The organism is Streptomyces sp. NPDC104307, assembly GCF_055584045.1.
This window is the reverse complement of the sequence record NZ_JBVJMU010000006.1, coordinates 18,415-44,238: the sequence shown is the minus strand read 5'-3', so window position 1 is coordinate 44,238 and position 25,824 is coordinate 18,415. Positions and strand designations below refer to the sequence as shown.

General features: G+C 69.7%; 19 protein-coding genes and 1 pseudogene. 12 read left to right on the top strand and 8 right to left on the bottom strand.

Annotation, left to right across the window (positions count from 1 at the left end):
• Window positions 1-105: 105 nt before the first annotated feature.
• The 5 genes from ACZ601_RS17450 to ACZ601_RS17430 form a co-directional block, all read right to left on the bottom strand.
• Complete coding sequence (locus ACZ601_RS17450; protein ID WP_469538593.1) at window positions 106-1,176, bottom strand: alpha/beta fold hydrolase; 1,071 nt, start codon at window positions 1,174-1,176, stop codon at window positions 106-108.
• Window positions 1,173-1,703, bottom strand: coding sequence for a phage holin family protein (locus tag ACZ601_RS17445; protein ID WP_440576621.1), 531 nt, complete (start codon window positions 1,701-1,703; stop codon window positions 1,173-1,175). The genes ACZ601_RS17450 and ACZ601_RS17445 overlap by 4 nt, the downstream gene beginning before the upstream one ends.
• Before the next feature lie 39 nt (window positions 1,704-1,742).
• Entirely contained in the window at window positions 1,743-3,146 is a 1,404-nt protein-coding gene (gene nhaA / locus ACZ601_RS17440; RefSeq protein ID WP_469538590.1) for a Na+/H+ antiporter NhaA, read from the bottom strand.
• A gap of 225 nt (window positions 3,147-3,371) precedes the next feature.
• On the bottom strand, window positions 3,372-5,369 hold the full coding sequence (gene acs / locus ACZ601_RS17435) for an acetate--CoA ligase (protein ID WP_327337676.1): 1,998 nt from the start codon (window positions 5,367-5,369) through the stop codon (window positions 3,372-3,374).
• A 194-nt stretch (window positions 5,370-5,563) separates the two neighbouring features.
• A complete protein-coding gene (locus tag ACZ601_RS17430) occupies window positions 5,564-8,212 on the bottom strand; it encodes a bifunctional SulP family inorganic anion transporter/carbonic anhydrase (protein WP_469538589.1) in 2,649 nt (882 codons plus the stop codon).
• A gap of 428 nt (window positions 8,213-8,640) precedes the next feature.
• Here ACZ601_RS17430 and ACZ601_RS17425 point away from each other — a divergent pair, with 428 nt between their 5' ends.
• Window positions 8,641-9,966, top strand: a complete 1,326-nt coding sequence (locus ACZ601_RS17425) for a polysaccharide deacetylase family protein (RefSeq protein ID WP_469538586.1) — start codon at window positions 8,641-8,643, stop codon at window positions 9,964-9,966.
• 110 nt (window positions 9,967-10,076) lie between these two features.
• On the opposite strand, the gene ACZ601_RS17420 is transcribed toward ACZ601_RS17425, so the two are convergent.
• Window positions 10,077-11,072, bottom strand: a complete 996-nt coding sequence (locus tag ACZ601_RS17420; RefSeq protein ID WP_469538584.1) for an ATP-binding protein — start codon at window positions 11,070-11,072, stop codon at window positions 10,077-10,079.
• Window positions 11,073-11,174: 102 nt separating this feature from the next.
• Here ACZ601_RS17420 and ACZ601_RS17415 point away from each other — a divergent pair, with 102 nt between their 5' ends.
• Window positions 11,175-11,999: a Fic family protein gene (locus tag ACZ601_RS17415; RefSeq protein ID WP_469538581.1), complete on the top strand. Its 825-nt coding sequence runs from the start codon at window positions 11,175-11,177 to the stop codon at window positions 11,997-11,999.
• 466 nt (window positions 12,000-12,465) lie between these two features.
• Here the strand turns inward: ACZ601_RS17415 and ACZ601_RS17410 are convergent, their stop codons facing one another.
• The gene (locus ACZ601_RS17410; RefSeq protein ID WP_469538578.1) at window positions 12,466-13,305 is read right to left on the bottom strand and encodes an HAD family hydrolase; all 840 of its coding nucleotides are present in this window, start codon (window positions 13,303-13,305) and stop codon (window positions 12,466-12,468) included.
• Between the two features lie 567 nt (window positions 13,306-13,872).
• Between ACZ601_RS17410 and ssd the strand changes: the two genes are divergently transcribed.
• The 7 genes and pseudogenes from ssd to ACZ601_RS17375 all read left to right on the top strand — a co-directional run.
• Complete coding sequence (gene ssd / locus ACZ601_RS17405) at window positions 13,873-14,934, top strand: septum site-determining protein Ssd (protein ID WP_440574388.1); 1,062 nt, start codon at window positions 13,873-13,875, stop codon at window positions 14,932-14,934.
• Window positions 14,931-16,079 carry a TadA family conjugal transfer-associated ATPase gene (locus ACZ601_RS17400; protein ID WP_469538577.1) on the top strand — a complete coding sequence of 383 codons (1,149 nt, stop codon included), beginning with the start codon at window positions 14,931-14,933 and terminating at the stop codon, window positions 16,077-16,079. Before ssd ends, ACZ601_RS17400 begins: the two co-directional genes overlap by 4 nt.
• Window positions 16,080-16,114: 35 nt before the next feature.
• Window positions 16,115-16,972 (top strand): type II secretion system F family protein, encoded by an 858-nt coding sequence (locus tag ACZ601_RS17395; RefSeq protein WP_469539471.1) that lies wholly within the window; start codon window positions 16,115-16,117, stop codon window positions 16,970-16,972.
• On the top strand, window positions 16,969-17,808 hold the full coding sequence (locus tag ACZ601_RS17390; RefSeq protein WP_469538575.1) for a type II secretion system F family protein: 840 nt from the start codon (window positions 16,969-16,971) through the stop codon (window positions 17,806-17,808). The genes ACZ601_RS17395 and ACZ601_RS17390 overlap by 4 nt, the downstream gene beginning before the upstream one ends.
• Window positions 17,809-17,875: 67 nt before the next feature.
• Window positions 17,876-18,076, top strand: coding sequence for a DUF4244 domain-containing protein (locus tag ACZ601_RS17385; protein WP_024493795.1), 201 nt, complete (start codon window positions 17,876-17,878; stop codon window positions 18,074-18,076).
• Window positions 18,077-18,161: 85 nt separating this feature from the next.
• Window positions 18,162-18,491 (top strand): TadE family type IV pilus minor pilin, encoded by a 330-nt coding sequence (locus ACZ601_RS17380; RefSeq protein ID WP_440574372.1) that lies wholly within the window; start codon window positions 18,162-18,164, stop codon window positions 18,489-18,491.
• Window positions 18,383-18,829: pseudogene (locus tag ACZ601_RS17375) on the top strand (Rv3654c family TadE-like protein); the annotation flags it as partial. The gene ACZ601_RS17380 and the pseudogene ACZ601_RS17375, both read left to right, overlap by 109 nt.
• A 70-nt stretch (window positions 18,830-18,899) precedes the next feature.
• Here ACZ601_RS17375 and ACZ601_RS17370 read toward each other — a convergent pair.
• Complete coding sequence (locus ACZ601_RS17370) at window positions 18,900-21,521, bottom strand: DEAD/DEAH box helicase (RefSeq protein ID WP_469538571.1); 2,622 nt, start codon at window positions 21,519-21,521, stop codon at window positions 18,900-18,902.
• Window positions 21,522-21,599: 78 nt separating this feature from the next.
• On the opposite strand from ACZ601_RS17370, the gene ACZ601_RS17365 reads away from it, so the two are divergent.
• The 3 genes from ACZ601_RS17365 to ACZ601_RS17355 all read left to right on the top strand — a co-directional run bounded on the left by ACZ601_RS17365 (window position 21,600) and on the right by ACZ601_RS17355 (window position 25,724).
• Window positions 21,600-21,953: an STAS domain-containing protein gene (locus tag ACZ601_RS17365; protein ID WP_024493792.1), complete on the top strand. Its 354-nt coding sequence runs from the start codon at window positions 21,600-21,602 to the stop codon at window positions 21,951-21,953.
• Window positions 21,954-22,498: 545 nt separating this feature from the next.
• The gene (locus ACZ601_RS17360; protein WP_469538567.1) at window positions 22,499-22,972 is read left to right on the top strand and encodes an ATP-binding protein; all 474 of its coding nucleotides are present in this window, start codon (window positions 22,499-22,501) and stop codon (window positions 22,970-22,972) included.
• Window positions 22,973-23,288: 316 nt separating this feature from the next.
• On the top strand, window positions 23,289-25,724 hold the full coding sequence (locus tag ACZ601_RS17355; protein WP_469538565.1) for a sodium-translocating pyrophosphatase: 2,436 nt from the start codon (window positions 23,289-23,291) through the stop codon (window positions 25,722-25,724).
• Window positions 25,725-25,824: the final 100 nt, after the last annotated feature.

Sequence of the window (25,824 nt, the reverse complement as noted above, 5' to 3'; positions counted from 1 at the left end):
ACCTCGACGTCTGCCCGTGGGACATGGTCGGTAACCGCCCATCCGTCAGCCAATTGGCGTATGCGCCAGGCACGTGGCTGTTCGTCGTACGGGCGTGCCCGTGGGCTAGCGGTCGGGCTCGGAATCCTTGAGCCAGCTGATGAGTTCGGCCGAGAATCCGTCCGGATCCTCCTCGTGGGGGAAGTGCCCCAGACCGTCGAAAAGTCGCCAACGGTACGGTGCCTCGACGTACTCGCCGGACCCCGCCGAACTCCGGGTGCGCACCGCCGGATCGAGTGAACCGTGCAGGTGCAGCGTGGGCACCCGCACCGGCCGTTTCATGCGCCGGTAGAACTGGATGCCGTCGGGGCGGGCCAGCGAGCGCACCATCCAACGGTAGGGCTCGACCGAGCAGTGAGCCGTCGACGGGATGGACATCGCGCGCCGGTACACGTCCACCGTCGCGTCGTCGGGGAACTCCGCGGTCCGCGGCCCCGCCCAGTCGTGGATCAGCCGCCCCACCAACGCGGCGTCGTCCGCCACGAGCTGACGCTCAGGCACCCACGGCCGCTGGAAGCCCCAGATGTACGAGCCCGCGCGTGACTGCGCGAAGTCGGAGAGCATCGAGGAGCGCCACCGGCGCGGATGCGGCATCGAGGAGACGACCAGCCGGCGCACCAGCTTCGGCCGCATCACCGCCGCCGTCCAGGCGAGGTAGCCGCCCATGTCGTGGCCGACCAGCGCCGCATCGGGCTCGCCGAGCGAGCGGATCACGCCGGTGATGTCCAGCGCCAGGTTGGCCGGGTCGTAGCCCCGCGGCGTACGGTCGCTGCCGCCCACTCCGCGCAGGTCCATCGCCACCGCCCGGAACCCCGCCTCCGCGAGTGCGGGCAGCTGGTGGCGCCAGGTCCACCAGAACTGCGGGAAGCCGTGCAGGAGCAGGACCAGCGGCCCTTCACCCATTTCAGCGATGTGGAAGCGGGCGCCGTTCGCCGCGACATCCCGGTGCGTCCAGGGGCCGTCCAGGCGGACAGGCCCGCCGGACCCGGCCGCCGGACCCAGCGGGCCGGTGAACGGCACCGAGGCCCGGGGGGACGGTGTGGCGGAAGGGATTGCCGGTGGGCCGTCCGGCCCTGCGTGGCCCGCCCGGTCGTCCGGGCCTACTGGGCCGAATGCGCTGGAATCGGGGACCGTCATGTAGATGAGCGTGCCACAGCCGGTGCCTTGTCCTGGACAGGACTGTTCTCGATGGCCTTGTCCGCAAGTGTGCTGCCGCCCACCGGAAGGATCGCGTCCGCCGCGATGCCCGGACGGGGGTGCGGCTTGACGCCCTGGAGGACGGCGGCGGTCTGCTTCGCCGACGCGATGGACTTCTCCGGCGGCTTGACCTTCTTGAACTTGGCGTAGCCGAAGAGCGCGAGCAGGATCCCGAGCAGGATGAACGCGCCACCCACGATCAGGAACGACCAGGCGAGCCCCAGCCCCAGGTTGTGGATCCCGTACGCGGCCGCGAAGCTCAGCACCGGGATCGCGAAGAGGATCAGCACACCCGTGACGATGAACGCCACGCTGCCGATGACGCCACGCTTGACGTCCTGTCGCACCTCGGCCTTGGCCAGGGCAATCTCGTCGTGTACCAGCGCCGACAGTTCGGCCGTCGCCGAGGCGACCAGCTGGCCGAGACTGCGGTCGGCGCTGCCCGCGTAATTGCCGGGGTCGCTCATGCCTGACTCCCTCTCCTGTTCAACACGTCCGATGTCAGATCATGCCGGACTGTCCGGCTTGTTGCTCGCTGCCCCCGCCAGTTGGGCAAGGCGGCGGTGCTCCGCCGCCTTCTTCTCGTGGATCGCGGCCATCCGCAGGTGGTACTCCGGATCACCCTGTTCATAGACGTCCGGTACCCCGGATTCGTCCTCATCGAGCTCCTCCGCGTCCGTGAGCGCCCGGTATCTGCGTACCCGGAGTTTGAGCAGTACACCGGAGAGTACGGCGGCGATCAGGGAGCCGAGCAGGACCGACGCCTTGATCTCGTTGACCATGTCGGCGTCGGTGAAGGCCAGCTCGCCGATCAGCAGCGAGACGGTGAAGCCGATTCCGGCGAGCGAGGCGACCGCGAAGACATCGGCCCAGGCCAGTTCTTTGTTCAGCTCCGCCCTGGTGAACCGGGTGGCGAGCCACGTACCGCCGAAGATACCGACCGTCTTGCCGACGACGAGCCCCAGCACGACACCCAGCGTCTCGGGCCGGGTGAACACGCCGGCCACCGCGCCGCCCGAGAGCGAGACCCCGGCCGAGAAGAGCGCGAACAGCGGTACGGCGAAACCCGCCGACAGCGGGCGGATCAGATGCTCGATCCGCTCACCGGGGGAACGCTCCTCGCCGTCGCGCCTGGTGCAGCGCAGCATCAGGCCCATAGCGACCCCGGCGATGGTGGCGTGGATGCCGCTGTTGTACATCAGCCCCCAGATGACCAGGGCGAGCGGCACGTAGACGTACCAGCCGCGGACGTTCAGCCGCAGCAGCAGGTAGAAGACGGCCAGCCCGGCGAAGGCACCGATGAGGGCGACGAAGTTGATGTTCTCGGTGAAGAACACCGCGATGATCAGGATCGCGAACAGGTCGTCGACGACGGCGAGCGTCAGCAGGAACGCACGGAGCGCGGACGGCAGCGAGGTGCCGATGACCGCGAGGACGGCGAGCGCGAAGGCGATGTCAGTGGCTGTGGGGACGGCCCAGCCGCTGGTGGAGCCGGAGCCGAGCACCGTCACCAGCGTGTAGACGATCGCGGGCACGGCCATGCCGCAGAGCGCGGCGACGACCGGGAGGGCGGCTGCCTTCGGGTCGCGCAGTTCACCCGCGACGAGTTCGCGCTTGAGCTCGACCCCCGCGACGAAGAAGAAGATCGCGAGCAGTCCGTCGGCCGCCCAGTGCGCCACGGACAGGTGCAGACCGAGCGCGCCGGGCCCGAAGTGGAAGTGGCTGACGGTCGTGTAGCTCGATCCGAAGGTGTTCGCCCAGATCAGCGCGGCCACTGCGGCGAGCAGCAGGATGACTCCGCCGACGGTTTCGGTACGCAGCGCGTCGGCGAGGTAGTTCCGCTCCGGGAGCGACTGGCGTCCCAGGAAGGTGCGGCGGGGGGAGGGGGGTGCGGGGGTGGGCGCGGCCACGAGAGAGGACCTCCGGGTCGGTACGGCAGCGACGGCATGGCTGATGCACTTGCCGACCAGACTTCCCGGCACACCCTTTGGAGATTGTTCCTGTCATGTTGTTGACCAGCTGCCACTGTACCCGGGGCGTGCGGGGCTGTGAGCGGTGATCTTCACCCTAAATGTCCGAAGGGCATCCGGCGCGCTGCCGGATGCCCTTCGGTGAGCTCAGTTCCTGGAGGAGTTCTAGTCCTCGGAGGAGGACGAGGGGAGCTGGGTCTGGATGAGGTCCATGACCGATGAGTCGGTCAGGGTGGTGACGTCTCCGAGCTCCCTGTTCTCCGCGACGTCGCGGAGAAGGCGGCGCATGATCTTGCCGGAGCGGGTCTTCGGCAGCTCGGCGACCGGCAGGACCCGCTTGGGCTTGGCGATCGGGCCGAGCGTGGTGCCGACGTGGTTACGCAGCTCCGCCACCAGTTCTTCGGAGGCGGTCGCGGTGCCGCGCAGGATCACGAACGCGACGATGGACTGGCCGGTCGTCTCGTCGGCGGCACCGACCACGGCGGCCTCGGCGACCGCCGGATGCGACACGAGGGCGGATTCGACCTCGGTGGTGGAGATGTTGTGCCCGGACACCAGCATGACGTCGTCGACGCGGCCGAGGAGCCAGATGTCGCCGTCCTCGTCCTTCTTGGCACCGTCGCCCGCGAAGTACCTGCCCTCGAAGCGCGACCAGTAGGTGTCGAGGAACCGCTGGTCGTCGCCCCAGATGGTGCGGAGCATCGACGGCCACGGCTCGGTCAGGACGAGATAGCCGCCCCCACCGTCCGGCACCTCACGGGCCTCGTCGTCCACGACGGTCGCGGAGATGCCCGGCAGTGCGCGCTGGGCGCTGCCCGGCTTGGTCGCGGTGACCCCGGGAAGCGGCGAGATCATCATCGCGCCGGTCTCGGTCTGCCACCAGGTGTCCACGATCGGGCAGGTGTCGGCACCGATGTGCTTGCGGTACCACATCCACGCCTCGGGGTTGATCGGCTCACCGACCGAACCCAGGACCCGGAGACTGCTCAGGTCGAACTTGGCGGGGATGTCGTCACCCCACTTCATGAACGTCCGGATCGCGGTCGGCGCCGTGTAGAGGATGCTCACGCCGTACTTCTGGACGATCTCCCAGAAGCGCCCCTGGTGCGGGGTGTCGGGCGTGCCCTCGTACATGACCTGCGTCGCACCGTTGGCCAGCGGGCCGTAGACGATGTAGGAGTGTCCGGTCACCCAGCCGATGTCGGCGGTGCACCAGTAGACATCGGTCTCCGGCTTGAGGTCGAAGACCGCGTGGTGGGTGTACGCCGCCTGCGTGAGGTAGCCACCGGAGGTGTGCAGGATGCCCTTCGGCTTCCCCGTCGTGCCCGAGGTGTAGAGGATGAACAGCGGCTGCTCGGCCTCGAACGCCTCGGGGGTGTGCTCGGCGGACTGCCGTGCGGTGATCTCGTGCCACCACACGTCGCGGCCCTCGGTCCACGCGGTGTCCTGGCCGGTGCGCCGGACGACGAGGACGTGCTCGACGCTCTCGATCCGGGACACGGCCTCGTCGACCGCCGGCTTGAGGGCGGACGGCTTGCCACGCCGGTAGCCGCCGTCGGAGGTGATGACGACCTTCGCGTCCGCGTCCTGGATACGGGTCGCGATCGCGTCGGCGGAGAAACCACCGAACACCACCGAGTGCGCTGCGCCGATGCGGGCGCAGGCCAGCATCGCGACGGCGGCCTCGGGGATCATCGGCAGGTAGACGGCGACGCGGTCGCCCTTGCCGACGCCGAGCTCGGTCAGCGCGTTGGCGGCGCGGGAGACCTCGTCCTTCAGCTCCGCGTAGGTGATGGCACGGCTGTCGCCGGGTTCGCCCTCGAAGTGGATGGCGACGCGGTCGCCGTTGCCCGCCTCGACGTGGCGGTCGACGCAGTTGTACGCGACGTTGAGCTTGCCGTCCGCGAACCACTTCGCGAAGGGCGGGTTGCTCCAGTCGAGCGTCTCGGTCGGCTCCGTGGCCCAGGTCAGGCGGCGGGCCTGCTCGGCCCAGAAGCCCAGCCGGTCCGCATCGGCCTGTTCGTACGCCTCGGCTGTGACGTTGGCGTTCGCGGCCAGCTCGGCAGGCGGAGCGAACTTCCGCTCTTCCCGCAGCAGGTTGGCCAGGCTCTCGTTGCTCACGACTTCTCCCAGTCCCAGGGTGTCCGTTGTGTCCCGGGGCATAGCTCATCAGGCCAAAGGCCGGGTGACAAGTGTCTGCCAGGAATTGGTTTAGACCTGTGTTTCGTGTATGGAGGCACGGTCCCGCCCCCGCGGCGGGGTGGAGCAGAATGCCGTGGTGCCGTGCGGTGGCGCAGGGTGCACGGCGCTGCGGAGGCGGGACCCACACGGTCTCACGGACCCGAGGTGTACCCGGTTCAGGCGCCGGTACGTGCCAACTCGGCCGGTTCATACGGATCGTACGGGGCGGAGGGCCCGACCCGGTCGAAGACCTCGTCGAGCCCGTGGCCCGCGCCGATTCCCTCGGTCAGCAGATACGACTGGGCCTCAGCCACGTGGAAGTACATGCCGTGCAGCTGGAGCGTGCCTTCCGCGAGACGCCGGGCCACCGATCCATGGGCCCGCAGATGGTCCAGTTGCTGGACGACATTGGTGAGGCAGAGCTGTTCCATCTCATCGGCGGGCAGCCGGCCGGAGATCCGGGCCCAGGCGTGCCGTTTGGAGGCCATCCGCTTCAGGCTGGGCACGCCGTGCCGCAGCCAGCGCCACAGAGGCGTGTTCGGGGTGTCGGGCCCGGCACCGAGCAGCGCGTTCATCGCGCCGCAGCCGGAGTGCCCGCAGATGGTGATGGAATCCACGCCCAGCACATCCACCGCGTACTCGATCGCCGCACCCACCGAGTCGTCACCTTCCTCGGAATGCGGCGGCGGCACCAGATTTCCGATGTTCCTCACGGTGAACAGGTCACCCGGACCACTTGCCGTGATCATGCTCGTCACCAGGCGGGAGTCCGCACAGGTGATGAACAGCTGCGAGGGGCGCTGGCCCTCTCTGGCCAGCCTTGCCAGCTCCTCACGAACCAGGGGTGCGGTATTGCGCTGGAACGAGCTGAGGCCGCTGACCAGCCTTTGCCCGCCGGTCCGGCGCGCTGGAGCAGCGTCGTGATCGGGTGTGTAGTCGGCCGGAAGAGCGGGTGGCGGCGGCCGGGTGCCTGTGTGCTGGGTGCCTGCGGGGGGCAGCCCGCCGGGGGCGGTGCCGATGGTGTCCGTGCCGCCCGTGCTGTCGGCGTCGCCCGTGCTGTTCTTGCTGCCCTTGCTGCCCTTGCTGCCCTTGCTGCCCTTGCTGCCCTTGCTGTCCGACGGGGGTGGGGTGGGACTGGGGCCGGGGTGGACCGGTGCCGAGTGGAGCGGTGCCTGGCCGTCCGTCGCGCTTGGGGCGGAGGCGGGGGCGGTGATCGTTCCGGTCGGTTCGGCTGGTCCGGCTGGTCCGGCGGGCGAGGTGAGCCCGGCGAGATCGTGCCGGTCGTGGCAGTGGTGGTTGCGCCACGGTGTCCAGGGGCGGCAGCAGGAGTGCGCCGCGGAGGGGGGCTCGGCGATCCGGCCGCCGGACCTGCCGGAGAAGACGACCCGGCCGCCGTGGGCGGCGTGGGCATTGCTCCAGTCCTGGATCATCTCGTACGCCGCGTGATCGATGAAGAAGCCGTCCAGTTCGACGAGCACATCCGCGTCCTGGGGCAGCTGACCCAGGGTCCGGTTGAGCCGCGGCACCGCGAGGAACGTCAACTGCCCGCGTACGACGACCAGATGCCGGCCGTCCTGCTCGGTCACGGTGATCCTGGTACGCGCCAGTCGGTGCAGGGCGACCGCCACCGCCACCGCGATCCCGATGGCCACGCCCTTGAGGACGCCGAAGAGCAGCACCCCGCTGATCGTCGCCCCGTACACCAGGAATTCGCGGTGCCTGTGGACGTTACGGATGTGCGCGAAGTTCACCATCTGGACGCCGACCACCATCACGAGCGCGCCGAGGGCGGCCAGCGGGATCCACTCCAGCGCGGTGACCAGCAGACCGGTGGCGAGCAGCACCCAGACACCGTGCAGCACGGTGGAGGCACGGCTGGTTGCCCCGGCCCGCACGTTCGCCGAACTGCGCACCGCGCCGCCGGAGACCGCCAGGCCGCCCAGTAGCCCCGACACCGCGTTGGCGATGCCTTGTGCGCGTAGTTCCCGGTCGAGGTCGGAGCGCTTCAAAGGGGGCGGGGCCGTCGGGCCCGAGCCGGACTCGGGAAGATCGGCCGGCCGCTCGCTGTTTCGGTCCGCGGCCAGTTTGTCCACGGCGACGGCGGCGAGCATGGATTCCAGGCTCGCCACCAGCATCATGGTGAACACGGCTGTGGCCAGGCCGAGTACAGGACCCTGTGGCATTTCGGGCAGGACGTGCGAACGCCAGGACGGCAGATCGACCCGCGCGATGGACGGTGCCGCGAAGGCCGCCACAGCGGTGGCGACGGCCACGGACACCAGAGCTGCCGGGACCCGTCGCATGATGCGGCCGGGCCGCCCCGGCATCCGGGGCCACAGCACCAGAATCACCACGGTCAGACCGCCGATCAGCGGTGCGGCCGGGACCACCTGTTCCAATCGGGCCGGCAGCGTGAGTGCGTTGGAGACGGCCGAGCTCTCCGGCGAACCGCCCAGCACGATGTGGAGCTGAGCGAGCGCGATGGCCACGCCGATGCCGGCGAGCGTGCCGTGCACGATGGCCGGGCTGACGGCGAGCGCACTGCGGGCGGCACGCAGCGAACCGAGCAGGATCTGCAGCAGACCCGCGCCGATGGTGATCGCGCAGGTGGTGCGCCAGCCGTAGATCTGGATCAACTCGGCGGTCACCACGGTCAGTCCGGCGGACGGCCCGGAGACCTGGAGCGGGGTGCCCCCGAGCAGACCGGCGACGATTCCGCCGACTGCGGCGGAGATGAGGCCGGCTTCCAGCGGGGCATCCATGGCGACGGCCAGGCCGAGCGACATGGGGACGGCGAGAAGGAAGACAGTGATCGATGCGGACACGTCGGCGCCCGCGATACGGAATCGTCCGCCGCGATGCGGCGGTGGCGGGCTGTGAGGTCGCTTGATCCCCGATGACCGGGGAGGTCGCGAGCTGCGGGATGAGTGGTCATGACGAGTGGGGACGCAGGCAGACATGTTTCCCGTCTCCTCCGGGGCAGCGCGGTCGCGGAAATGTGGGACGCGGCCGTGGGTCACGGCGTGCAGCGGCGGGATATCTCAACTCTCGGTAAACAGATCGTAATGGAGAGTAAAGATCTGTGTCCATGATTGAGGGCAAATGGTCCATCTAACCACCCATTCCAGTGAATAAGCAGCTTTTCATTCGGCCTGTCACACGGATTTGTGTGCGAAGCGTGCGAGTTTGACCGCGCCAGTCGGCACTTCAGCGCAATCAAACCTGCACGGAAGAGAAGGAAGAGGGTGGGCGGATGATGGCCGCCACGAAGAGGATCGCTTTGGGCGCCATGGCCGTTGCGCTGGTCGCGGGAGTGGCCGGCTGCTCCGGGCCGACCCACGGTTCGGGCGGGTCCGGGCCCGGCGCGGCGAACGCGGCGGCAGGCGGCGCCGCTGCCGCCGGTTCCGCGAACGGTGCGGCCGGGGCGGAGAAGAAGGCTGGAGCTCCCAAGAGCGTGTTCCGGCTCATCGGCGACGGTTCCACGTCCTTCACCGGCGCCCAGCCGAAGCAGCCCGCCGCGCAGCGGTTGGCCCCCGGTCAAAAGCCGCCGCAGTTCGTGGTGTTCTCGTGGGACGGAGCGGGAGAGGACAGCCAGCAGCTCTTCTCGCACTTCCGGGATGTGGGCAAGAAGTACGACGCGACCATGTCGTACTTCCTCAGCGGCGTGTACCTGCTGCCGGAGGCGAAGCGGAAGCTCTACGACCCGCCCAAGCACAACGCCGGCAGCTCCGACATCGGCTTCAACGACACCAAGGGAATCCGGGACACCCTCACTCAGGTCCGCGGCGCCTGGCTGGACGGCAACGAGATCGGCACTCACTTCAACGGCCACTTCTGCGGCAAGGACGGTGGCGTCGGCACCTGGTCCGTTGCCGAGTGGAAGAGTGAGATCAACCAGGCGAAGTCCTTCGTGAAGGGCTGGAAGTCGAACGATCCTGAGCTCAAGGGCATGAAGCCGCTGCCCTTCGACTACGACAAGGAGCTCATCGGCGGTCGCACTCCCTGCCTGGAGGGGCAGAAGAACATGGTGGCGGCCGCCCGCTCGATGGGCTTCCGCTACGACTCCAGTGGTGTCAACGACCAGGTCTGGCCGAAGAAGAAGAGCGGTATCTGGGACCTCTCGATGCAGCTCGTCCCGGTGCCGGGGCGTGAGTTCGAGACCCTGTCGATGGACTACAACTTCATGTTCAACCAGTCCGGTACGACGCAGGGCGACCCGGACCAGCACGAGTACTGGGGCAACCAGATGCGGGACGGTCTGCTCCAGGCCTTCGACCGCTCGTACGACGGAAACCGTGCTCCGCTGATCATTGGCAACCACTTCGAATCCTGGAACGGTGGCACGTACATGCGTGCCATCGAGGAGACGATCAAGACCGTCTGCACCAAGGAGGGCGTCCGCTGCGTGTCCTTCAAGCAGCTGGCGGACTGGCTGGACGCGCAGGATCCGGCGATGCTCGCGAAGCTCGGAACGCTGAAGGTCGGCGAGGCGCCCACGAAGAGCTGGACGTCCTTCCTCGGCGGGGCCGCGAGCCCGGCCAAGGACAAGGCCGCCGCGAAGGCGTCCGCCGGGCACTGACGAACGAGGCCTGCTGGTGCCGGACGGACCGGAATCTGCCCGTCCGGCACTGGCAGGCCATTTCTGGGGGCGTCGGTGCCAGTGCCGGTATCGGTCAGGGCGCCGTCCGATCAGACGGGCTGGGCCGCCCCGGCCCGGACGTGGTGCTCGGCGAGCACGAATGCGGGGTCCACCTGGGCGGCCAGGTCGGCCCCCGTCTTCTCGTTGCCCCAGTTCTCCGCGTTCTTCAGATGGAAGTGCACCATCTGTCGCGTGTAGCGCTCCCAGTCGCGTTGTCCGTACGAGTCCTCCGCGGCGTTCTGCAGGGCCTGCAGGGCCATCCGGTTGTCCGCCTCCAGCAGCTCGAAACGGGCGGGGCGGCCCTTCTCCATGGACCGCACCCAGTCGGAATGGCCGACAGCGACCAGCAGATCGTCGCCGACCTCGGCCCGCAGGAACTCCAGGTCGTCCTCGCCCTGCACCTTGTTGCCGACGACTTTCAGTGCGACCCCGAAATCACGCGCGTACTCCTTGTACTGCCGGTAGACCGAGACTCCCTTGAGCGTCGGCTCCGCGATCAGGAACGTCATGTCGAAGCGGGTGAACATCCCCGAGGCGAAGGAGTCTGAGCCGGCGGTCATGTCGACGACGACGTACTCCTCGGGGCCGTCGACGAGATGGTTGAGGCAGAGCTCGACCGCGCCGACCTTGGAGTGGTAACAAGCCACACCCAGATCCGATTCGGTGAACGGCCCGGTGGCCATCAGCCGGATGTCCCCGTCGTCGAGCCCGACCGTACGGGCGCACGCGTCGTAGATCGGGTTGTCCTCGTTCACGCGGAGCAGCCGTGAGCCCTCGCCGGGCGGCGTGGTCTTGATCATCGTCTCGACGGAAGCGATGCGGGGATTGCTGCCGCGCAGATACTCCTTGATCAGAGGCAGCTGCGCTCCCATGGCGGGCAGTGCTGCGGCCTCCTCCTCGTCGAGGCCGAGCGCGGCCCCGAGGTGCTGGTTGATGTCGGCGTCCACCGCGACGACGTGGGCCTCATTGGCGGCAAGGTGGCGGATGAAGAGCGAGGACAGCGTGGTCTTGCCGCTGCCGCCCTTCCCTACGAAAGCGATCTTCATGTTCACCTAGGGTAGTGGCTCGATTGCTATCTGTTCTCACACTTCGTGAAGAAGGCCACTCCGGGGCGGCAGGTGCGCAGTGGGCGCGTAGCCTCGCTACTTATGAGTACGACTTCCTCGGACCCGCTCGCCACCCTGGCCACGCTGCCGGGCGTGACGGACGCGGTGGACTCCGTACGCAAGGCTGTCGACCGCGTTTACGGCCACCGCGTCATGCGGCGCCGCAGCAACGAGGTCACCTCGGAGGCGGCCCTGCGGGGTGCCCGCGGGTCGGCTGCGCTCTCCGGCGCCGACTGGAACCTGGAAGAGGTGCGCCGGCGCACCGACTTCACCGGGGACAGTGAAGCGCGTGTGGTCGGAGCGGCTCTGCGGTTGACCGCCGAGGCGGGGCAGCTGCTCTCCATCTGGCGGCAGTCGCCGTTGCGTGTGCTTGCGAGGCTGCATCTGGTGGCGGCCGGCGGCGCGACACCTGAGGATGCCGTCGGTCGGCCCCGGCTGGCGGGCGAGCCGGTGGACGAGCCGCTGATCGAAGCGCCGCTGCCCGATGCTGATGAGGTGGCGGGCCGGCTGGAAGGGCTCAGCGGGCTCATTCTTTCGGGGAGTGAAGCACCTGCGCTGGTGACGGCCGCGGTCGTGCACGGTGAGCTGCTGGCGCTGCGCCCCTTCGGTTCGTACAACGGTCTGGTCGCGCGGACCGCCGAGCGGATCGTGCTGATCGGGAGCGGGCTCGACCCCAAGTCGATCTGTCCGGCAGAGGTCGGTCACGCCGAGCAGGGGCGGGCGGCCTACGTAGCGGCTTTCGAGGGGTACCTGTCCGGAACACCGGAAGGTATGGCGTCCTGGATCGCGCACTGCGGGCGCGCGGCGGAACTGGGCGTCAGGGAGTCGACGGCGGTCTGTGAGGCACTCCAGCGCGGCGCCGCGTAAGGAGCCGTGTGGGCGGCCGCGTGAGCGGTGGGGTGCCTGGAGGTTCCCGTCGGCTCCGCTGCCCGGCTCGCCCGGCGGCGTCCGGCCGAATGGGGATGCCCGGCGGGGCCCTGTGAAGAGGGTTGCGGCGGTACCGTCCTAGGTACCGCCGCTGGCATGTCCACCCGGTTACCAAGCGTCCTCGATATATGCCCATCAGGCCGGGTACTTTGCCCGTCCCTGGTGCGGCTGGCCCGTAATCGACGGGTCGACGTCGCGTGGGTGCCCGGTTTTCATGCGCGGTCCGTGGGGCCTTGTCTGCGTTACGGGTCATCCTCACGGATGTCCTTGGTCTCGCGGGCCGTTGAGTCCTTTGTACTCCTGGGGCCGGGTGAGCGGTAGTGGTGGCGGCACTTCTTTACTTTTGGGTTCAATTACGGACGAGTTGGTTCAATTAGGCGTGCGACTTATTCGCGGGCGGGCCGCATCACGCGGACGCCGCAGCGGTGCGCCGGCGGGCGGTGTACCAGACGACTCCGGCGGTGAGGGCGGCCGCACCCACTGCGGCCGCCGCCAGGAGCGCCGGGCGTGGCGGCAGCGAGAAAGCGGGCAGTCGCTGTTTGAGGCGGACGGGGCGGTCGAAGACGAGAATCGGCCACTCGCGGAGGGTCGCCTCGCGGCGCAGGGTGCGGTCGGGATTCACCGCGTGCGGATGGCCGACCGACTCCAGCATCGGCACATCGGTCGCGGAGTCGCTGTAGGCGTAGCAGCGCGCGAGGTCGTAGCCCTCGGAGAGGGCGAGGGCCCTGATGGCCTCCGCCTTCGTCGGCCCGTACGCGTAGTACTCGACCTCGCCCGTGAAGCACCCGTCGTCACCGACGACCATGCGCGTGGCGACAACTCGATCGGCGCCGAGCAGCTCACCGATCGGTTCGACGACTTCGGCGCCGGAGGTCGAGACGATCACCACGTCGCGTCCTGCGGTGTGGTGTTCCTCGATCAGCGTCGCCGCTTCGTCGTAGATGATCGGGTCGATCAGATCGTGCAGGGTCTCGGCGACAATTTCCTTCACCTGCTGGACGTTCCAGCCTTTGCAGAGCGCTGACAGATACTCGCGCATCCGCTCCATCTGGTCGTGATCTGCGCCCCCGGCAAGGAACACGAACTGTGCGTACGCAGTGCGCAGTACGGCACGGCGGTTGATCAGCCCGCCTTGGTAGAAGGACTTACTGAAGGTCAGTGTCGAAGACTTCGCAATGACCGTCTTGTCCAGGTCAAAGAAGGCTGCTGTGCGCGGCAAGAAGCAGTTTTCCACAAGGCAGAGCATAGGGGCCCGCCATTCGGCGTAAACTCCGGCGCGTGGGTTTGCCTGAGAAGGTGCTCGGGTACACCATGGAAGTCACGGATCGTTCGCGACCGTGCTAACCCGGTCCGGCTCCTCCCCCCCCGAGTCGGCCGTGGGGACGACCCCCGCTCTCCCCCCCCGGCGGGGGTCGTCGCATGTCCGGACGCATTTCTGCCGCTCGGGATCACGCATTTCTCCTCCTTCTCGGCCGTTGTGGCCAGCCATCGCGTTGAACTCCCATCATCATGCGTCGTCACGGTGCGTGATGGAAGGGCTGCTCTCCGGAAGTCGCCGGTTCGAGCGACGGGGATATTCACAACGGCAGAGTTGTCCACAGTTTTTGAGCAAGATCCACACGATTTCCTGAAGCGCTGCACCGTGATTCCACCCGTGAAGTCCGCGGGTTCCGGAATCACCGTTCTCGGAACATGCCGAGATCGCCGCGAACCGCGGTGAAGGTGAGTGAAGAAGGGGGCTGGGAGCGTGGCTGAATCCAGCGCACGGGATCGTTTGAAGGCCGTCGGTCCGAGGCGCGGCGGACCGCTGATCGTGACCGAGGATGTGGATCTGCTCGACGATCTGCTGAGGCTGTGTGCGGCCGCAGGCGCGGAGCCCGAGGTCCACCACACATTGCCGGACCGGCGCGGGGGCTGGGAGCGGGCCCCCATGGTTCTCGTCGGTGACGACGCGGCGCAGCGCTGCCTGGGAGCGGCTCGCAGGCGGGGCGTGATGCTGGTCGGCCGCGACCGGGACGCGCCCGATGTCTGGCGCCGAGCCGTGGAGATCGGGGCCGAGTACGTGCTGCGGCTGCCCGATTCGGAGAACTGGCTGGTCGATCAGATCGCCAACGCGACAGAAGGCGTCGGCAGGCCGGCGCTCACCGTCGGAGTGATCGGCGGCCGGGGCGGCGCCGGTGCGTCCACGCTGGCCTGCGCGCTGGCGGTGACCGCGGCGAGGAGCGGGCGGCGGACCATGCTGATCGACGGTGATCCGCTGGGCGGCGGCATCGACGTCCTGCTCGGCGGCGAACGGGCAGAGGGTATGAGGTGGCCTGATTTCGCCCATTCCAAGGGCCGGGTCGGCGGCGGCGCCCTGGAGGAGTCGCTGCCCGCGTTGCACGGTCTGCGGGTGCTCAGCTGGGGCCGCGACGACTGGGTGGTCATTCCGCCGCAGGCGATGCAGGCGGTCCTGGCCGCAGCGCGGAGGCTCGGTGGAGTGGTGGTCGTCGATCTGCCGCGCCGTGTCGACGAGGCGGTGGCCGAGGCTCTTGCGCAACTGGATCTCGGGCTTGTGGTGGTACCGGGGGAGCTGCGGGCGGTCGCGGCGGCGAAACGCGTGGCATCGATGGCGGGGATGGTGCTCGACGACCTCCGGGTGGTGGCGCGCGGGCCGTACGCGTCCGGCCTCGACGAACAGTGGGTGGCGCATGCCATGGGGTTGCCGCTTGCCGGTGAACTCCCCATAGAGCAAGGGCTGCTGGCGGAACAGGATGCGGGGGAGCCGCCCGGCGGGAACGCCCGCGGACCGCTTGCCAGGTTCTGCTCGGCCTTCTGGGACCGGGCCCTCGCCGGTGAGGGTGCCGTGGGCCCGGCCGCTGGCGGTGCCTCATGACCGAGGCCCTGCTCGATGCCGTCCGGCAGCGGCTGGCGCGGAGCGGAGCGGCGCCGACCCCGGCCGGGGTCGCGGCCGCGTTGCGGGCGCAGGGGCGGCTGCTCGGCGACACCGAAGTGCTCTGTGCAGCCGATGAGTTGCGAGGCGAGCTGGTCGGGACCGGGGTCCTGGAGCCGCTCCTCGCGGATCCGGCGGTCACCGACGTACTGGTGTCCGCGCCCGACAGGGTGTGGGTGGACCGGGGACGCGGGCTCGAACTGACCGGGGTGACCTTCACCGACGCGGCGGCGGTGCGCCGGCTCGCGCAGCGGCTCGCCGCCGTGGCCGGGAGGCGGCTGGACGATGCCAGGCCGTGGGTGGACGCGCGGCTTCCGGACGGGACCCGGATGCACGCCGTGCTGCCGCCGGTGTCGGTCGGATCGACCTGTCTGTCGTTGCGGGTGGTCCGGCCCAAGGCCTTCTCGCTGGGCGAGCTGGTCGCGGCGGGGACGGTTCCTCCGGGGGGTGACCGGGTGTTGCGGGCCCTGGTGGAGGCCCGGGTCTCCTACCTCATCAGCGGGGGAACGGGGGCGGGGAAGACGACGCTCCTCGCGAGCCTGCTGGGTGTGGTGGGTGAGCGGGAGCGGATTGTGCTCGCAGAGGACTCCGCCGAGTTGCGTCCGGACCATCCTCATGTCGTTCGGCTGGAATCGCGTCCTGCGAACCAGGAGGGCGCCGGGCGGGTGACGCTTCGGGACCTGGTGCGGCAGGCCCTGCGCATGCGGCCCGACCGGCTGGTCGTCGGGGAGGTGCGGGGTGCGGAGGTCACGGAGTTGCTGGCTGCGCTGAATACCGGCCATGAGGGTGGCTCAGGGACGCTTCACGCGAACGCGGCCGAGCATGTCCCGGCCCGGCTGGAGGCCTTGGGGACGGCGGCGGGGCTGGACCGGACAGCGCTTCACAGTCAGTTGGCGGCGGCGTTGTCCGTGGTGGTTCATCTCGTACGGGACCGGGCCGGGCGGCGCCGGATCGCCGAGATTCAGGTGCTTGAGCGCGATCCGGCGGGGCTGGTGGTGACCGTGCCGGCACTGCGGTGGGGCGCTGCCGGGTTCGAACGGGAGCGGGGCTGGGAGCGGTTGCGGTCGTTGATCGGGGGTGCGCTGTGACCGGGGGCACGGAGTTGGGGATTCCGGAGGTGGGGATGCCGGCGGCGGTGCACGCGGCGGCGCTGTGCGCGGGAGCGGCGGCCTGGCTGATGGTGGCCGGCCGGGAACAAGGAAGGAGGAGGGCAAGGGCGTTGCTGGCCGTTGGGGCTGGCGACTCGCACCTCTCGGAGCGCTGGGAGAGCGGCCGGAGGCGGCTCCAGATGTGGCTGGGTGGGCGGCGCGAGTTGCTGTGCCTGCCGGTGGCTCTGGTTCTGGGGATCCTCGGTGAGTCGGCGCTGCCAATGGCCGCTGGGGCGGTCGCGGTGCCGTTGGTGCGGCGATGGCTGCGGAGGAGGGAGTCGCGCAAGGAGCGGGAGCGCCGGGCCGACGGGGTGGTGACGCTGTGCGGTGCGGTGGTGGGCGAGCTGAGGGCCGGCCGGGAACCGGGGCAGGCGCTGCTCGTCGCGGTCCGCGGAACGGGTGTGATGGGCGAGGCCGAGGCGAGGGTGTCGGCTGCGGCTCAGTTCGGGGGCGATGTCCCGGGAGCGCTGGGGCAGGCGGCGGGCGAACCGGGCCTGGACGGGCTCGCCGGAGTGGCCGCGTGCTGGCGGGTGGCGGTGGACGGCGGGGCCGGACTCGCAGCCGGTCTGGACCGGCTGGAGGGCTCGTTGCGGGCCGAGCGGCGTCGCAGGGAGGAGCTGCGGGCACAACTGGCCGGAGCCTGGTCGACGGTCGTGGTGCTGGCTGTGTTGCCCGTGCTGGGCATGGGGCTCGGAGCCGCTCTCGGCGCGGATCCGTTGAAGGTGCTGCTGCACAGTACGGCCGGGATGGTGTGCCTGGTGCTGGGCGGTTTGCTGGAAGCGGCCGGTCTGCTCTGGTCCGGCCGGATCGTCCGGGCGGGAGAAGCACTGTGAGCGCCGGGTTCGGTGGCGCCGTCCACCAGATGTGGGTCGTCGGGGTGGCGGCCTGGGCGTGTACCCAGTTGGCGCTTGCCCTGACCCGTCGGCGGACCGGGCGGCGGGTGCGGCGCCGGGGAGCGGCGATTCTGGCGGTGGATGAGCGGGGGCCGGTGCGCCCTCGCGTTGGAACCGGCGCTGTCTGCCGGGTGCCGCGGTGGCTCGGCCGACGGGTGGCGGGTGTACCGGCCGGGCAGAGGGCGGCGCTGCTGGCCGTCGTGCCGGCGGGCTGGATTCTGGTGGGCGGCCTGTTGGGCTGGGCCGTTGGCCTGGCCGCTGGGTACGGCGTCTGGCGGTGGCAGCGGGCTCGTGCGGGAAAGGTACCGCGTGCCCAGGAGACGGTGAATGCCGCAGAGGTCGTACGCCGGCTTCCGCTGGCCGCCGACCTGTTGGCGGCCTGCATCTCCGTCGGGGCCGGTCCGCGAGAGGCGGCAGAGGCGGTGGGGGAGTCGCTGGGCGGGCCGGTCGGTGAGCAACTCGCGCGTACGGCGGCCGAGATCCGGCTCGGAGGGGACCCCGCCGTCGCGTGGGGGAGGTTCGGGGAGATACCGGGTGCCGCCGCGCTGGCCCGTTGTCTGGACCGGGCGGCCGAGACCGGCGCTCCGGCGGCGGAGCCGGTTTCCAGGCTGGCCGAAGCGATGCGGGCCGAGCGGTCGAGTGCTGCGGTGGCGCGTGCCCAGAGGGCCGGCGTCCTGATCACCGCGCCCGTCGGGCTCTGCTTCCTTCCCGCCTTTCTCATGGTGGGGGTGGCGCCTGTGGTGATCGGTCTGGCGACGGGGCTGCTGAATCACTGAAGCGCCAGAAGCGGCTAATGAGATTAATAGGTCAATTCGGGTAGAAAGCTATCTCGTGGGGGTTGAAATGAAGCAGAAACTGATGGTTTGGGTACGGAGTCTGGTGCGCGCGACCCGTACTGACAGGGGTATGACCACGTCCGAATACGCGGTGGGGACGATCGCCGCCTGTGCGTTCGCCGCGGTGCTCTACAAGGTGGTCACCAGCGCACCGGTCATGGCGCAGTTGCAGTCACTGCTGAAGGACGCCCTTGATGCGAAGTTCTGAGAGCGGCGCGGCGGTGTTGGCGCGGCCTCGGGAGCGATCCGGGAAGCAATTCGGTCCGGCGGAGCCGTGGAGTGACAGGGGAGCGGTGACGGCGGAGGCCGCCATGGCGATTCCGGTGCTGGTGGTGTTCACCCTTGCCCTGGTGTGGGCCCTGATGGCGGCATCGGCTCAGATCCGGTGCGTGGACGCGGCAAGGGCCGGTGCGCGGGCGGCGGCCCGCTCGGAGCCGGAGGCGCGGGTGCGGGAGGCCGCCCTCTCGGCGGCGCCGGACCGGGCTGGGGTCGAGGTGCGACGGGACGGGGAGCTGTGGCGGGTCAGGGTGACCGCGCCGACCCCCGGCCCCGGGCGGCTGGCCGTCACGCTGGGAGCGGAGGCTGTGGCGTCGGCCGAGGACATGGTGGGGGTGACTCCGTGATCCGGACGGGGCGGCGGTGGGTGCCGGGCGAGTGGTTGCGGGGGCTGTGCGGGCGCTACAGGCGTTGCGGGCGGCGGGACCGGGGGCTGGCCACAGTGTGGGCGGCGGTGGCCACGGTGACGCTGTGCACGGTGTTCGCCGTGGTGCTGGCGCTCGGGCAGGTGGTGGTGGCCCGGCACCGGGCCGGAGGCGCGGCCGACCTGGCGGCCCTGGCAGCTGCGGACCGGGCCTTGGACGGAGAGGCCGAGGCGTGCCGGGCCGCTCGGCAGGTCGCCGGGGCGCAGGGGGCGGAAGTGGTGCGGTGCGCCGTGCAGGGGGAGATCGCGGATGTGGCGGCCCGGGTGCGCGTCGGGCCCTATGCGCCGGAGGTCAGGTCCCGGGCAGGGCCGGCGACGGCGCCACCTGTGGCTACCGGCCCGGCGGCGGCTCGGGCGGCTCAGGCTGGTCCGGCGGCGCGGGCGGGTCCGGCGGCTCCGGGGAGCCCGGCGGCTCCTGGGAGTCCAGCGAGTCCGGCAAGTCCGACGGCTCCGGTGATTGCTGTGGCTCCGGGGAGCCCGGAGGGGCATGAGGCTCGGGCTGCTCCGGAGGCGCGGATCGGAGGAGTTCGGTGAGCAGGCGCACGGCGCCGCGCTTGTGCAGCGGGTCGTTGCCGTTGCCGCACTTCGGGGACTGGATGCAGGACGGGCAGCCCGCGTCGCATTCGCAGGAGGCGATGGCCTGCCGCGTGGCCGTCAGCCAGCCGCGCGCGGTGTGGAAGGCCCGCTCGGCGAACCCGGCGCCTCCTGGGTGCCCGTCGTACACGAAGACCGTCGGCAGCAGGGTGTCCGGATGCAGCGGTACGGATACGCCGCCGATGTCCCAGCGGTCGCAGGTGGCGAAGAGCGGCAGCATCCCGATCGACGCGTGCTCGGCGGCGTGCAGCGCGCCGCCCAGGATCTCCGGGTTGATCCGGGCGGCGTCGAGCTGGTCCTGGGTGACCGTCCACCACACGGCGCGGGTGCGCAGGGTGCGGGGCGGAAGGTCCAGTTTGGTCTCGCCCAGCACCTCTCCGCTGATCAGTCTGCAGCGCAGGAAGGAGACGACCTGGTTGGTGACTTCCACGGAGCCGTAGCAGAGGCGCCCGTCGCCCCACGGGATCTCGGTGTCGGTCTCCAGGACCGCGATGGCGGTGGTGTCGCGCGCGGTCGTCGAGTACGGCGGGTTCGCCTCCTCGACCAGTGCCGCCGAGTCGTCGAGGTCCAGCTTCCGGACCAGGTAGGTGCGGCCCTGGTGGAGGTGGACGGCGCCCTCGTGGACGGCGGCGTGGGCGGCGGACTCGTCGACGGTGCCCAGCAGCCGTCCGGTGCCCTCCTCGACGATCTGGACGGGGCGGCCGCCCTCCCCCCGGATGTCGGTGAGGTCCGCGGCCCGTTCGCGCCGGGTCCAGTGCCAGCCCGAGGACCGCTTGCGGAGCAGCTTCGCGGCTTCCAGCTGTGGGAGCAGGTCGGTGGCGGCGGGGCCGAAGAGTGCCAGATCGGCCTCCGTGAGGGGCAGCTCCGCGGCGGCGGCGCACAGATGGGGGGCCAGGACGTACGGGTTGTCCGGATCGAGGACGGTCGACTCCACGGGCTGCTGGAACAGCGCCTCCGGGTGGTGGACGAGGAAGGTGTCCAGCGGGTCGTCGCGCGCCACCAGGATGGCGAGGGCGCCCTGACCCGCGCGCCCCGCGCGGCCGGCCTGCTGCCACAGCGAAGCCCTCGTACCCGGGTAGCCCGCGATGATGACGGCGTCCAGGCCGGAGACGTCGATACCGAGTTCGAGGGCGGTCGTGGCGGCCAGGCCGAGCAGCTGACCGGAGTGCAGAGCGCGTTCCAGGGCGCGGCGTTCCTCGGGGAGATACCCCCCGCGGTAGGCGGCGACGCGGGCGGGAAGGGAACGGTCGACCTCCGCGAGGCGTTCCTTGGCGATGACGGAGATGAGCTCGGCGCCGCGCCGGGAGCGTACGAAGGCGACCGAGCGCACCCCCTGCACGGTCAGGTCGGTGAGCAGGTCCGCGGTCTCCGCCGTGGCGGTGCGGCGTACGGGAGCGCCCTTCTCGCCGTGCAGCTCGGTCAGGGGCGGCTCCCACAGGGCGAAGACCAGTTCGCCGCGCGGGGAGGCGTCATCGGCGACCTCGACGACCCGGAGGCCGGTGAGGCGCCCCGCCGAGGCCGAGGGCTCCGCCGCGGTGGCGGAGGCCAGCAGGAACACGGGATCGGCGCCGTAGCGGGCGCACAGGCGGCGTAGCCGGCGCACCACCTGGGCGACGTGCGAGCCGAAGACACCTCGGTAGGTGTGGCACTCATCGATGACGACATACCGCAGGGCGCGCAGGAAGGAGGACCAGCGGGGATGGGACGGGAGTATCCCGCGGTGCAGCATGTCGGGGTTGGTGAGGACGTAGTTGGCGTACTGGCGTACCCATTCGCGTTCCTCGACGGGGGTGTCGCCGTCGTAGACCGCGGGACGGATTCCGTTGCCCAGCGGAGCCGCGAGTTCCTTCACGGAGCGCCTCTGGTCGGCGGCCAGGGCTTTGGTGGGGGCGAGGTAGAGAGCGGTCGCACCACGGCCGTTGGGAGCCTCTGAGCCGTCCAGGAGGGCGCTGAGGACGGGGGCGAGGTAAGCCAGCGACTTGCCGGAGGCGGTACCGGTGGCGATGACGACCGACTCGCCGTCCAGCGCGTGCTCCGCAGCGGCCGCCTGATGGGCCCAGGGATGATCGATTCCGGCCCGCTGGATGGCGGCGATCACTTCTGGACGGATGCGATCGGGCCAGATGGCATGGGTTCCCGTACGCGGGGGCAGGTGCTCCGTATGAGTGATGCGCGCGGCCCGGCCCGCCCCTGCGGCGAGCCGGTCGAGGACCACGTCCGGAGAGGGGCGGAAGCCCCCGCTCTCGGGCGGTCGACTGGGGCGGTGTTTCTTGGCCATCGGCACCGAGTGTGTCACTGGCAAGGCGGACAATGGTCCCAAGGCGTCGTGCATGGCAGCTGGTAAGTGATTGAATGCCATCGCGGCTGGCGATCCGTCCCCTGGCTCCGCCGGGGAGACTGAGGGGCGACCGCTCGATAGCAAGGTGCTGGAGGATCCGTGGACCTGTCCTTGTCGACTCGCAATGTGTCCGGCCCTGGTGGCGACCGTACGGTCGTCGAGGTCGGTGGCGAGATTGATGTGTATACCGCGCCCAAGCTGCGCGAGCAGTTGGTCGAGTTGGTGAATGACGGCAGCTACCACTTGGTTGTCGACATGGAAGGCGTCGACTTTCTCGACTCCACCGGCCTCGGCGTGCTCGTGGGCGGCTTGAAGCGTGTGCGGGCCCATGAGGGCTCGTTGCGCCTGGTCTGTAACCAGGAGCGCATTCTCAAGATTTTCAGGATCACCGGTCTCACCAAGGTGTTCCCGATTCACAACACGGTCGACGAGGCCGTCGAGGCAACCGACTGACGGCAGGCTCGCGGTCGGACCGGCTCAAGGGCCGGTCCGGCGGTAGCGGGCGTAGCCGTGGTGACAGGTGCCGTCGATGGCTCCGGAGGGAGACAGCCGGGGCCATGGCGGCCGCTTGGCCGGCTTGTCGGCAGTCGATGATTCGGCTGTCCGGCATCGGTACCGACATCGGTCCGGCATCGGTACGAGGTCGGTCTGTCACCCGTTCGGCGGTCGTCGGCTGATCTAATTTTCCGGTCTGTTCGCCGGTCCGGTTGCTGACCGGTCGCTCACGCGATCGGACCAGCCGTCGGTCGGCGGATCAGTGCCGGTTGCCGGGTCAGTCATCGGCTGCCGGATCAGCCGTCAGCCGTGAGCTGTTCGGACCGGCTGTCGGCTGTGAGCTGTCAGGGAAGTGGTTGAACTCTGGCCGTACAACATCCGGCGTGCGGTAGTCCGGTGGATGCCGGGCAGCTGCGCCGGCGGTGAGCCGGAGAGAAGAGCCAGGAGCGCCGGGCCATCCGCCCGGTTCCTGGATGCACACACGTACGTTCGAGGGGGATCGCATGGCCACCGTTGAACTCCGCTTCAGCGCCCAGCCCGAACACGTCAGAACGGCCCGCCTCGTGGCGGCTGCCGTGGCGCGCCGGGCCGGGGTCGACGAGGCCGTGCTCGACGAGGTCAGGCTCGCCGTGGGAGAGGCCTGCAGCCGCGCGGTCGGGCTGCACCGCAGCCACGGCATCACCGCTCCTGTCACGGTCGTCCTGACCGAGGAGGAGAAGTCCTTCTCCATCGAGGTCGGCGACGAGGTGCCGGGGCCGGGTAGCGACGGTTCCGTACCCGGCACGTCCGGACGGGGCGGCGCCGTGTCCGGCGTGGGGCCGGACGAGCCGGAACCCGATCCTGAGGGCGACGGCGAGGACGAGATGGGTCTCGCCGTCATCAGCGGCCTGGTCGACGACGTGGAAGTCAGATCCGGCGCGGACGGCGGAGTCATCCGGATGAGCTGGCCGAAGACGCCGGCGACCGTACTTCCCTGAGACCGGCGACCGTACTTCCCTGAGAGGGGCGCGTCCCGGGCCGGTCCGGCCGGGCCGGTGGCGCGCGAGTTCGCCGCTCATCGCTTTTCGAGGCCCTGCTGAGCAGGGCCTTTTTCTTTTCACGCGACTGTTCCTGCTTGATCAGTGATCTACAGACAATGCGTCTGCCCCATTACTGCATTCGGTCCAGTCCGCGAAGGTGATCAATTGCCGTTCGGTGGATGAAGGTCAATTACATTTACCGCGCACTGTTTTGATCGTGTTCCGCTACCTACAATCCGTCCACGTCTTGAGCGCTGAGCGTCAAGGAGGACGTATGGCGGGGTTCGGCACCACACCACTGGCAGAACTGACGCAGTTTTCCGCACTTTCCGACCCACCCACCACTCTCGCTGCAGCGGTGCTCACCGATGACAACCGAGTCATCGTGATCGTCGTCGCGGTCGTCGCCCTCGCGGCACTGCTGGTCGCCTGGCTGCTGGCCCGGCAGGTGCTGGCGGCCGGTGAGGGCACCGATCGTATGAAGGAGATCGCGGCGGCCGTCCAGGAAGGCGCGAATGCCTATCTGGCCCGGCAGTTGCGAACCGTAGGCATCTTCGCCGTCGTCGTCTTCTTCCTGCTTCTCCTGCTTCCGGCCGACAACTGGTCGCAGCGCGCGGGGCGTTCGGTGTTCTTCCTGGTCGGTGCGCTTTTCTCGGCGGCCACCGGATACATCGGTATGCGGCTCGCCGTACGGAGCAATGTCCGGGTGGCCGCCGCCGCGCGTGAGGCGACTCCCGCAGAAGGCGAACCGGAAAAGGATCTCACCGCCGTCTCGCACAAAGCAATGAAGATCGCATTCCGTACCGGGGGTGTGGTCGGCATGATCACCGTGGGCCTCGGGCTCCTGGGCGCCTCCTGTGTGGTGCTCGGGTACGCCGCTGACGCGCCCAAGGTGCTGGAGGGCTTCGGGCTCGGAGCGGCACTGATCGCGATGTTCATGAGGGTCGGCGGCGGCATCTTCACCAAGGCGGCCGACGTCGGCGCGGACCTGGTCGGCAAGGTGGAACAGGGCATTCCGGAGGATGATCCGCGCAACGCCGCCACCATCGCGGACAACGTGGGCGACAACGTCGGGGACTGCGCGGGCATGGCGGCCGACCTCTTCGAGTCGTACGCCGTGACGCTGGTCGCCGCGCTCATCCTCGGCAAGGCCGCGTTCGGCGACGCGGGACTGGCCTTCCCGCTCATCGTGCCGGCGATCGGCGTGATCACCGCGATGATCGGCGTCTTCGCGGTCGCACCACGCCGCAGCGACCGCAGCGGGATGACCGCGATCAACCGCGGGTTCTTCATCTCGGCGGTGATCTCGCTCGTTCTGGTGGCCGTGGCGGTCTTCGTCTATCTGCCGTCCACCTACGCGGATCTGGACGGTGTCACCGATGAGTCCATCACCTCGCACGGCGGGGACCCGCGGGTGTTCGCGCTGGTCGCCGTTGCCATCGGCATCGTGCTGGCAGCCCTGATCCAGCAGCTCACCGGCTATTTCACCGAGACCAACCGGCGCCCGGTCCGGGACATCGGCAAGTCCTCGCTGACCGGACCGGCCACCGTCGTACTCGCCGGTATTTCCATCGGTCTGGAGTCGGCCGTCTACACCGCGCTGCTGATCGGGCTCGGCGTCTACGGGGCGTTCCTGCTCGGCGGTACGTCGATCATGCTGGCGCTCTTCGCGGTGGCACTGGCCGGTACCGGACTGCTCACCACCGTCGGGGTCATCGTCGCCATGGACACCTTCGGCCCGGTCTCCGACAACGCCCAGGGCATCGCTGAGATGTCCGGTGATGTGACCGGCGCCGGCGCCCAGGTCCTCACCGACCTGGACGCCGTCGGCAACACCACCAAGGCCATCACCAAGGGCATCGCCATCGCGACCGCCGTGCTGGCGGCGGCGGCGCTCTTCGGCTCCTACCGCGACGCGATCGCCACGGCGGTCGACGATGTCGGAGCCTCGGCGGGGGAGATGGGGCTGAGCCTGGACATCTCGCAGCCGAACAACCTGGTGGGCCTGATCCTCGGCGCCGCGGTCGTCTTCCTCTTCTCCGGACTGGCCATCAACGCCGTGTCCCGGTCCGCCGGAGCCGTCGTCTACGAGGTGCGGCGGCAGTTCCGCGAGCACCCCGGGATCATGGACTACACCGAGAAGCCGGAGTACGGGCGCGTTGTCGACATCTGCACCAAGGACGCGCTGCGCGAGCTGGCCACGCCCGGTCTGCTGGCGGTGCTGGCGCCGATCGCGGTCGGATTCAGCTTCGGGGTGGGGGCGCTCGGCTCGTATCTCGCCGGTGCGATCGGCACCGGGACGCTGATGGCGGTCTTCCTCGCCAACTCCGGCGGTGCGTGGGACAACGCCAAGAAGCTCGTCGAGGACGGTCACCACGGCGGCAAGGGGAGCGACGCCCATGCCGCGACCGTCATCGGTGACACGGTCGGTGACCCGTTCAAGGACACGGCCGGGCCGGCGATCAACCCCTTGCTCAAGGTGATGAACCTGGTGGCGCTGCTCATCGCGCCCGCGGTGGTGAAGTTCAGCTACGGCGAGGACGCGAGCGCCGGGGTGCGCGCGGTGGTCGCGGTGCTCGCCATCGTCGTCATCATCGGTGCGGTCTACGTCTCCAAGCGGCGCGGGATCGCCGTGGGGGACGACGGCGACTCCGGTGGAGAGGGCGGAGGCAGCTCGGCCCGGCCGTCCGATCCGGCGGCCGTTCAGTGAGCCGGCCGTCACAGGGTGGGCGCGTCGGCAGCGCTGCGGGCGGCCGGAGCGCGTAGCCGACGCACGGTCAGGAAGCGGGCGGGTGGGGCATTCTGATGCT

Bases quoted from the DNA above. Each gene is read 5' to 3' on its own strand.
- ACZ601_RS17410 (WP_469538578.1), bottom strand. From the start codon at position 13,305: ATGCTCTGCCTTGTGGAAAACTGCTTCTTGCCGCGCACAGCAGCCTTC.
- acs (WP_327337676.1), bottom strand. From the start codon at position 5,369: ATGCCCCGGGACACAACGGACACCCTGGGACTGGGAGAAGTCGTGAGC.
- ACZ601_RS17395 (WP_469539471.1), top strand. From the start codon at position 16,115: ATGCCGGCGGCGGTGCACGCGGCGGCGCTGTGCGCGGGAGCGGCGGCC.
- ACZ601_RS17355 (WP_469538565.1), top strand. From the start codon at position 23,289: ATGGCGGGGTTCGGCACCACACCACTGGCAGAACTGACGCAGTTTTCC.
- ACZ601_RS17420 (WP_469538584.1), bottom strand. From the start codon at position 11,072: ATGAAGATCGCTTTCGTAGGGAAGGGCGGCAGCGGCAAGACCACGCTG.
- ACZ601_RS17360 (WP_469538567.1), top strand. From the start codon at position 22,499: ATGGCCACCGTTGAACTCCGCTTCAGCGCCCAGCCCGAACACGTCAGA.
- ACZ601_RS17385 (WP_024493795.1), top strand. From the start codon at position 17,876: ATGAAGCAGAAACTGATGGTTTGGGTACGGAGTCTGGTGCGCGCGACC.
- ACZ601_RS17425 (WP_469538586.1), top strand. From the start codon at position 8,641: ATGATGGCCGCCACGAAGAGGATCGCTTTGGGCGCCATGGCCGTTGCG.
- ACZ601_RS17370 (WP_469538571.1), bottom strand. From the start codon at position 21,521: ATGGCATTCAATCACTTACCAGCTGCCATGCACGACGCCTTGGGACCA.
- ACZ601_RS17450 (WP_469538593.1), bottom strand. From the start codon at position 1,176: ATGACGGTCCCCGATTCCAGCGCATTCGGCCCAGTAGGCCCGGACGAC.
- ACZ601_RS17415 (WP_469538581.1), top strand. From the start codon at position 11,175: ATGAGTACGACTTCCTCGGACCCGCTCGCCACCCTGGCCACGCTGCCG.
- ACZ601_RS17445 (WP_440576621.1), bottom strand. From the start codon at position 1,703: ATGAGCGACCCCGGCAATTACGCGGGCAGCGCCGACCGCAGTCTCGGC.
- ACZ601_RS17400 (WP_469538577.1), top strand. From the start codon at position 14,931: ATGACCGAGGCCCTGCTCGATGCCGTCCGGCAGCGGCTGGCGCGGAGC.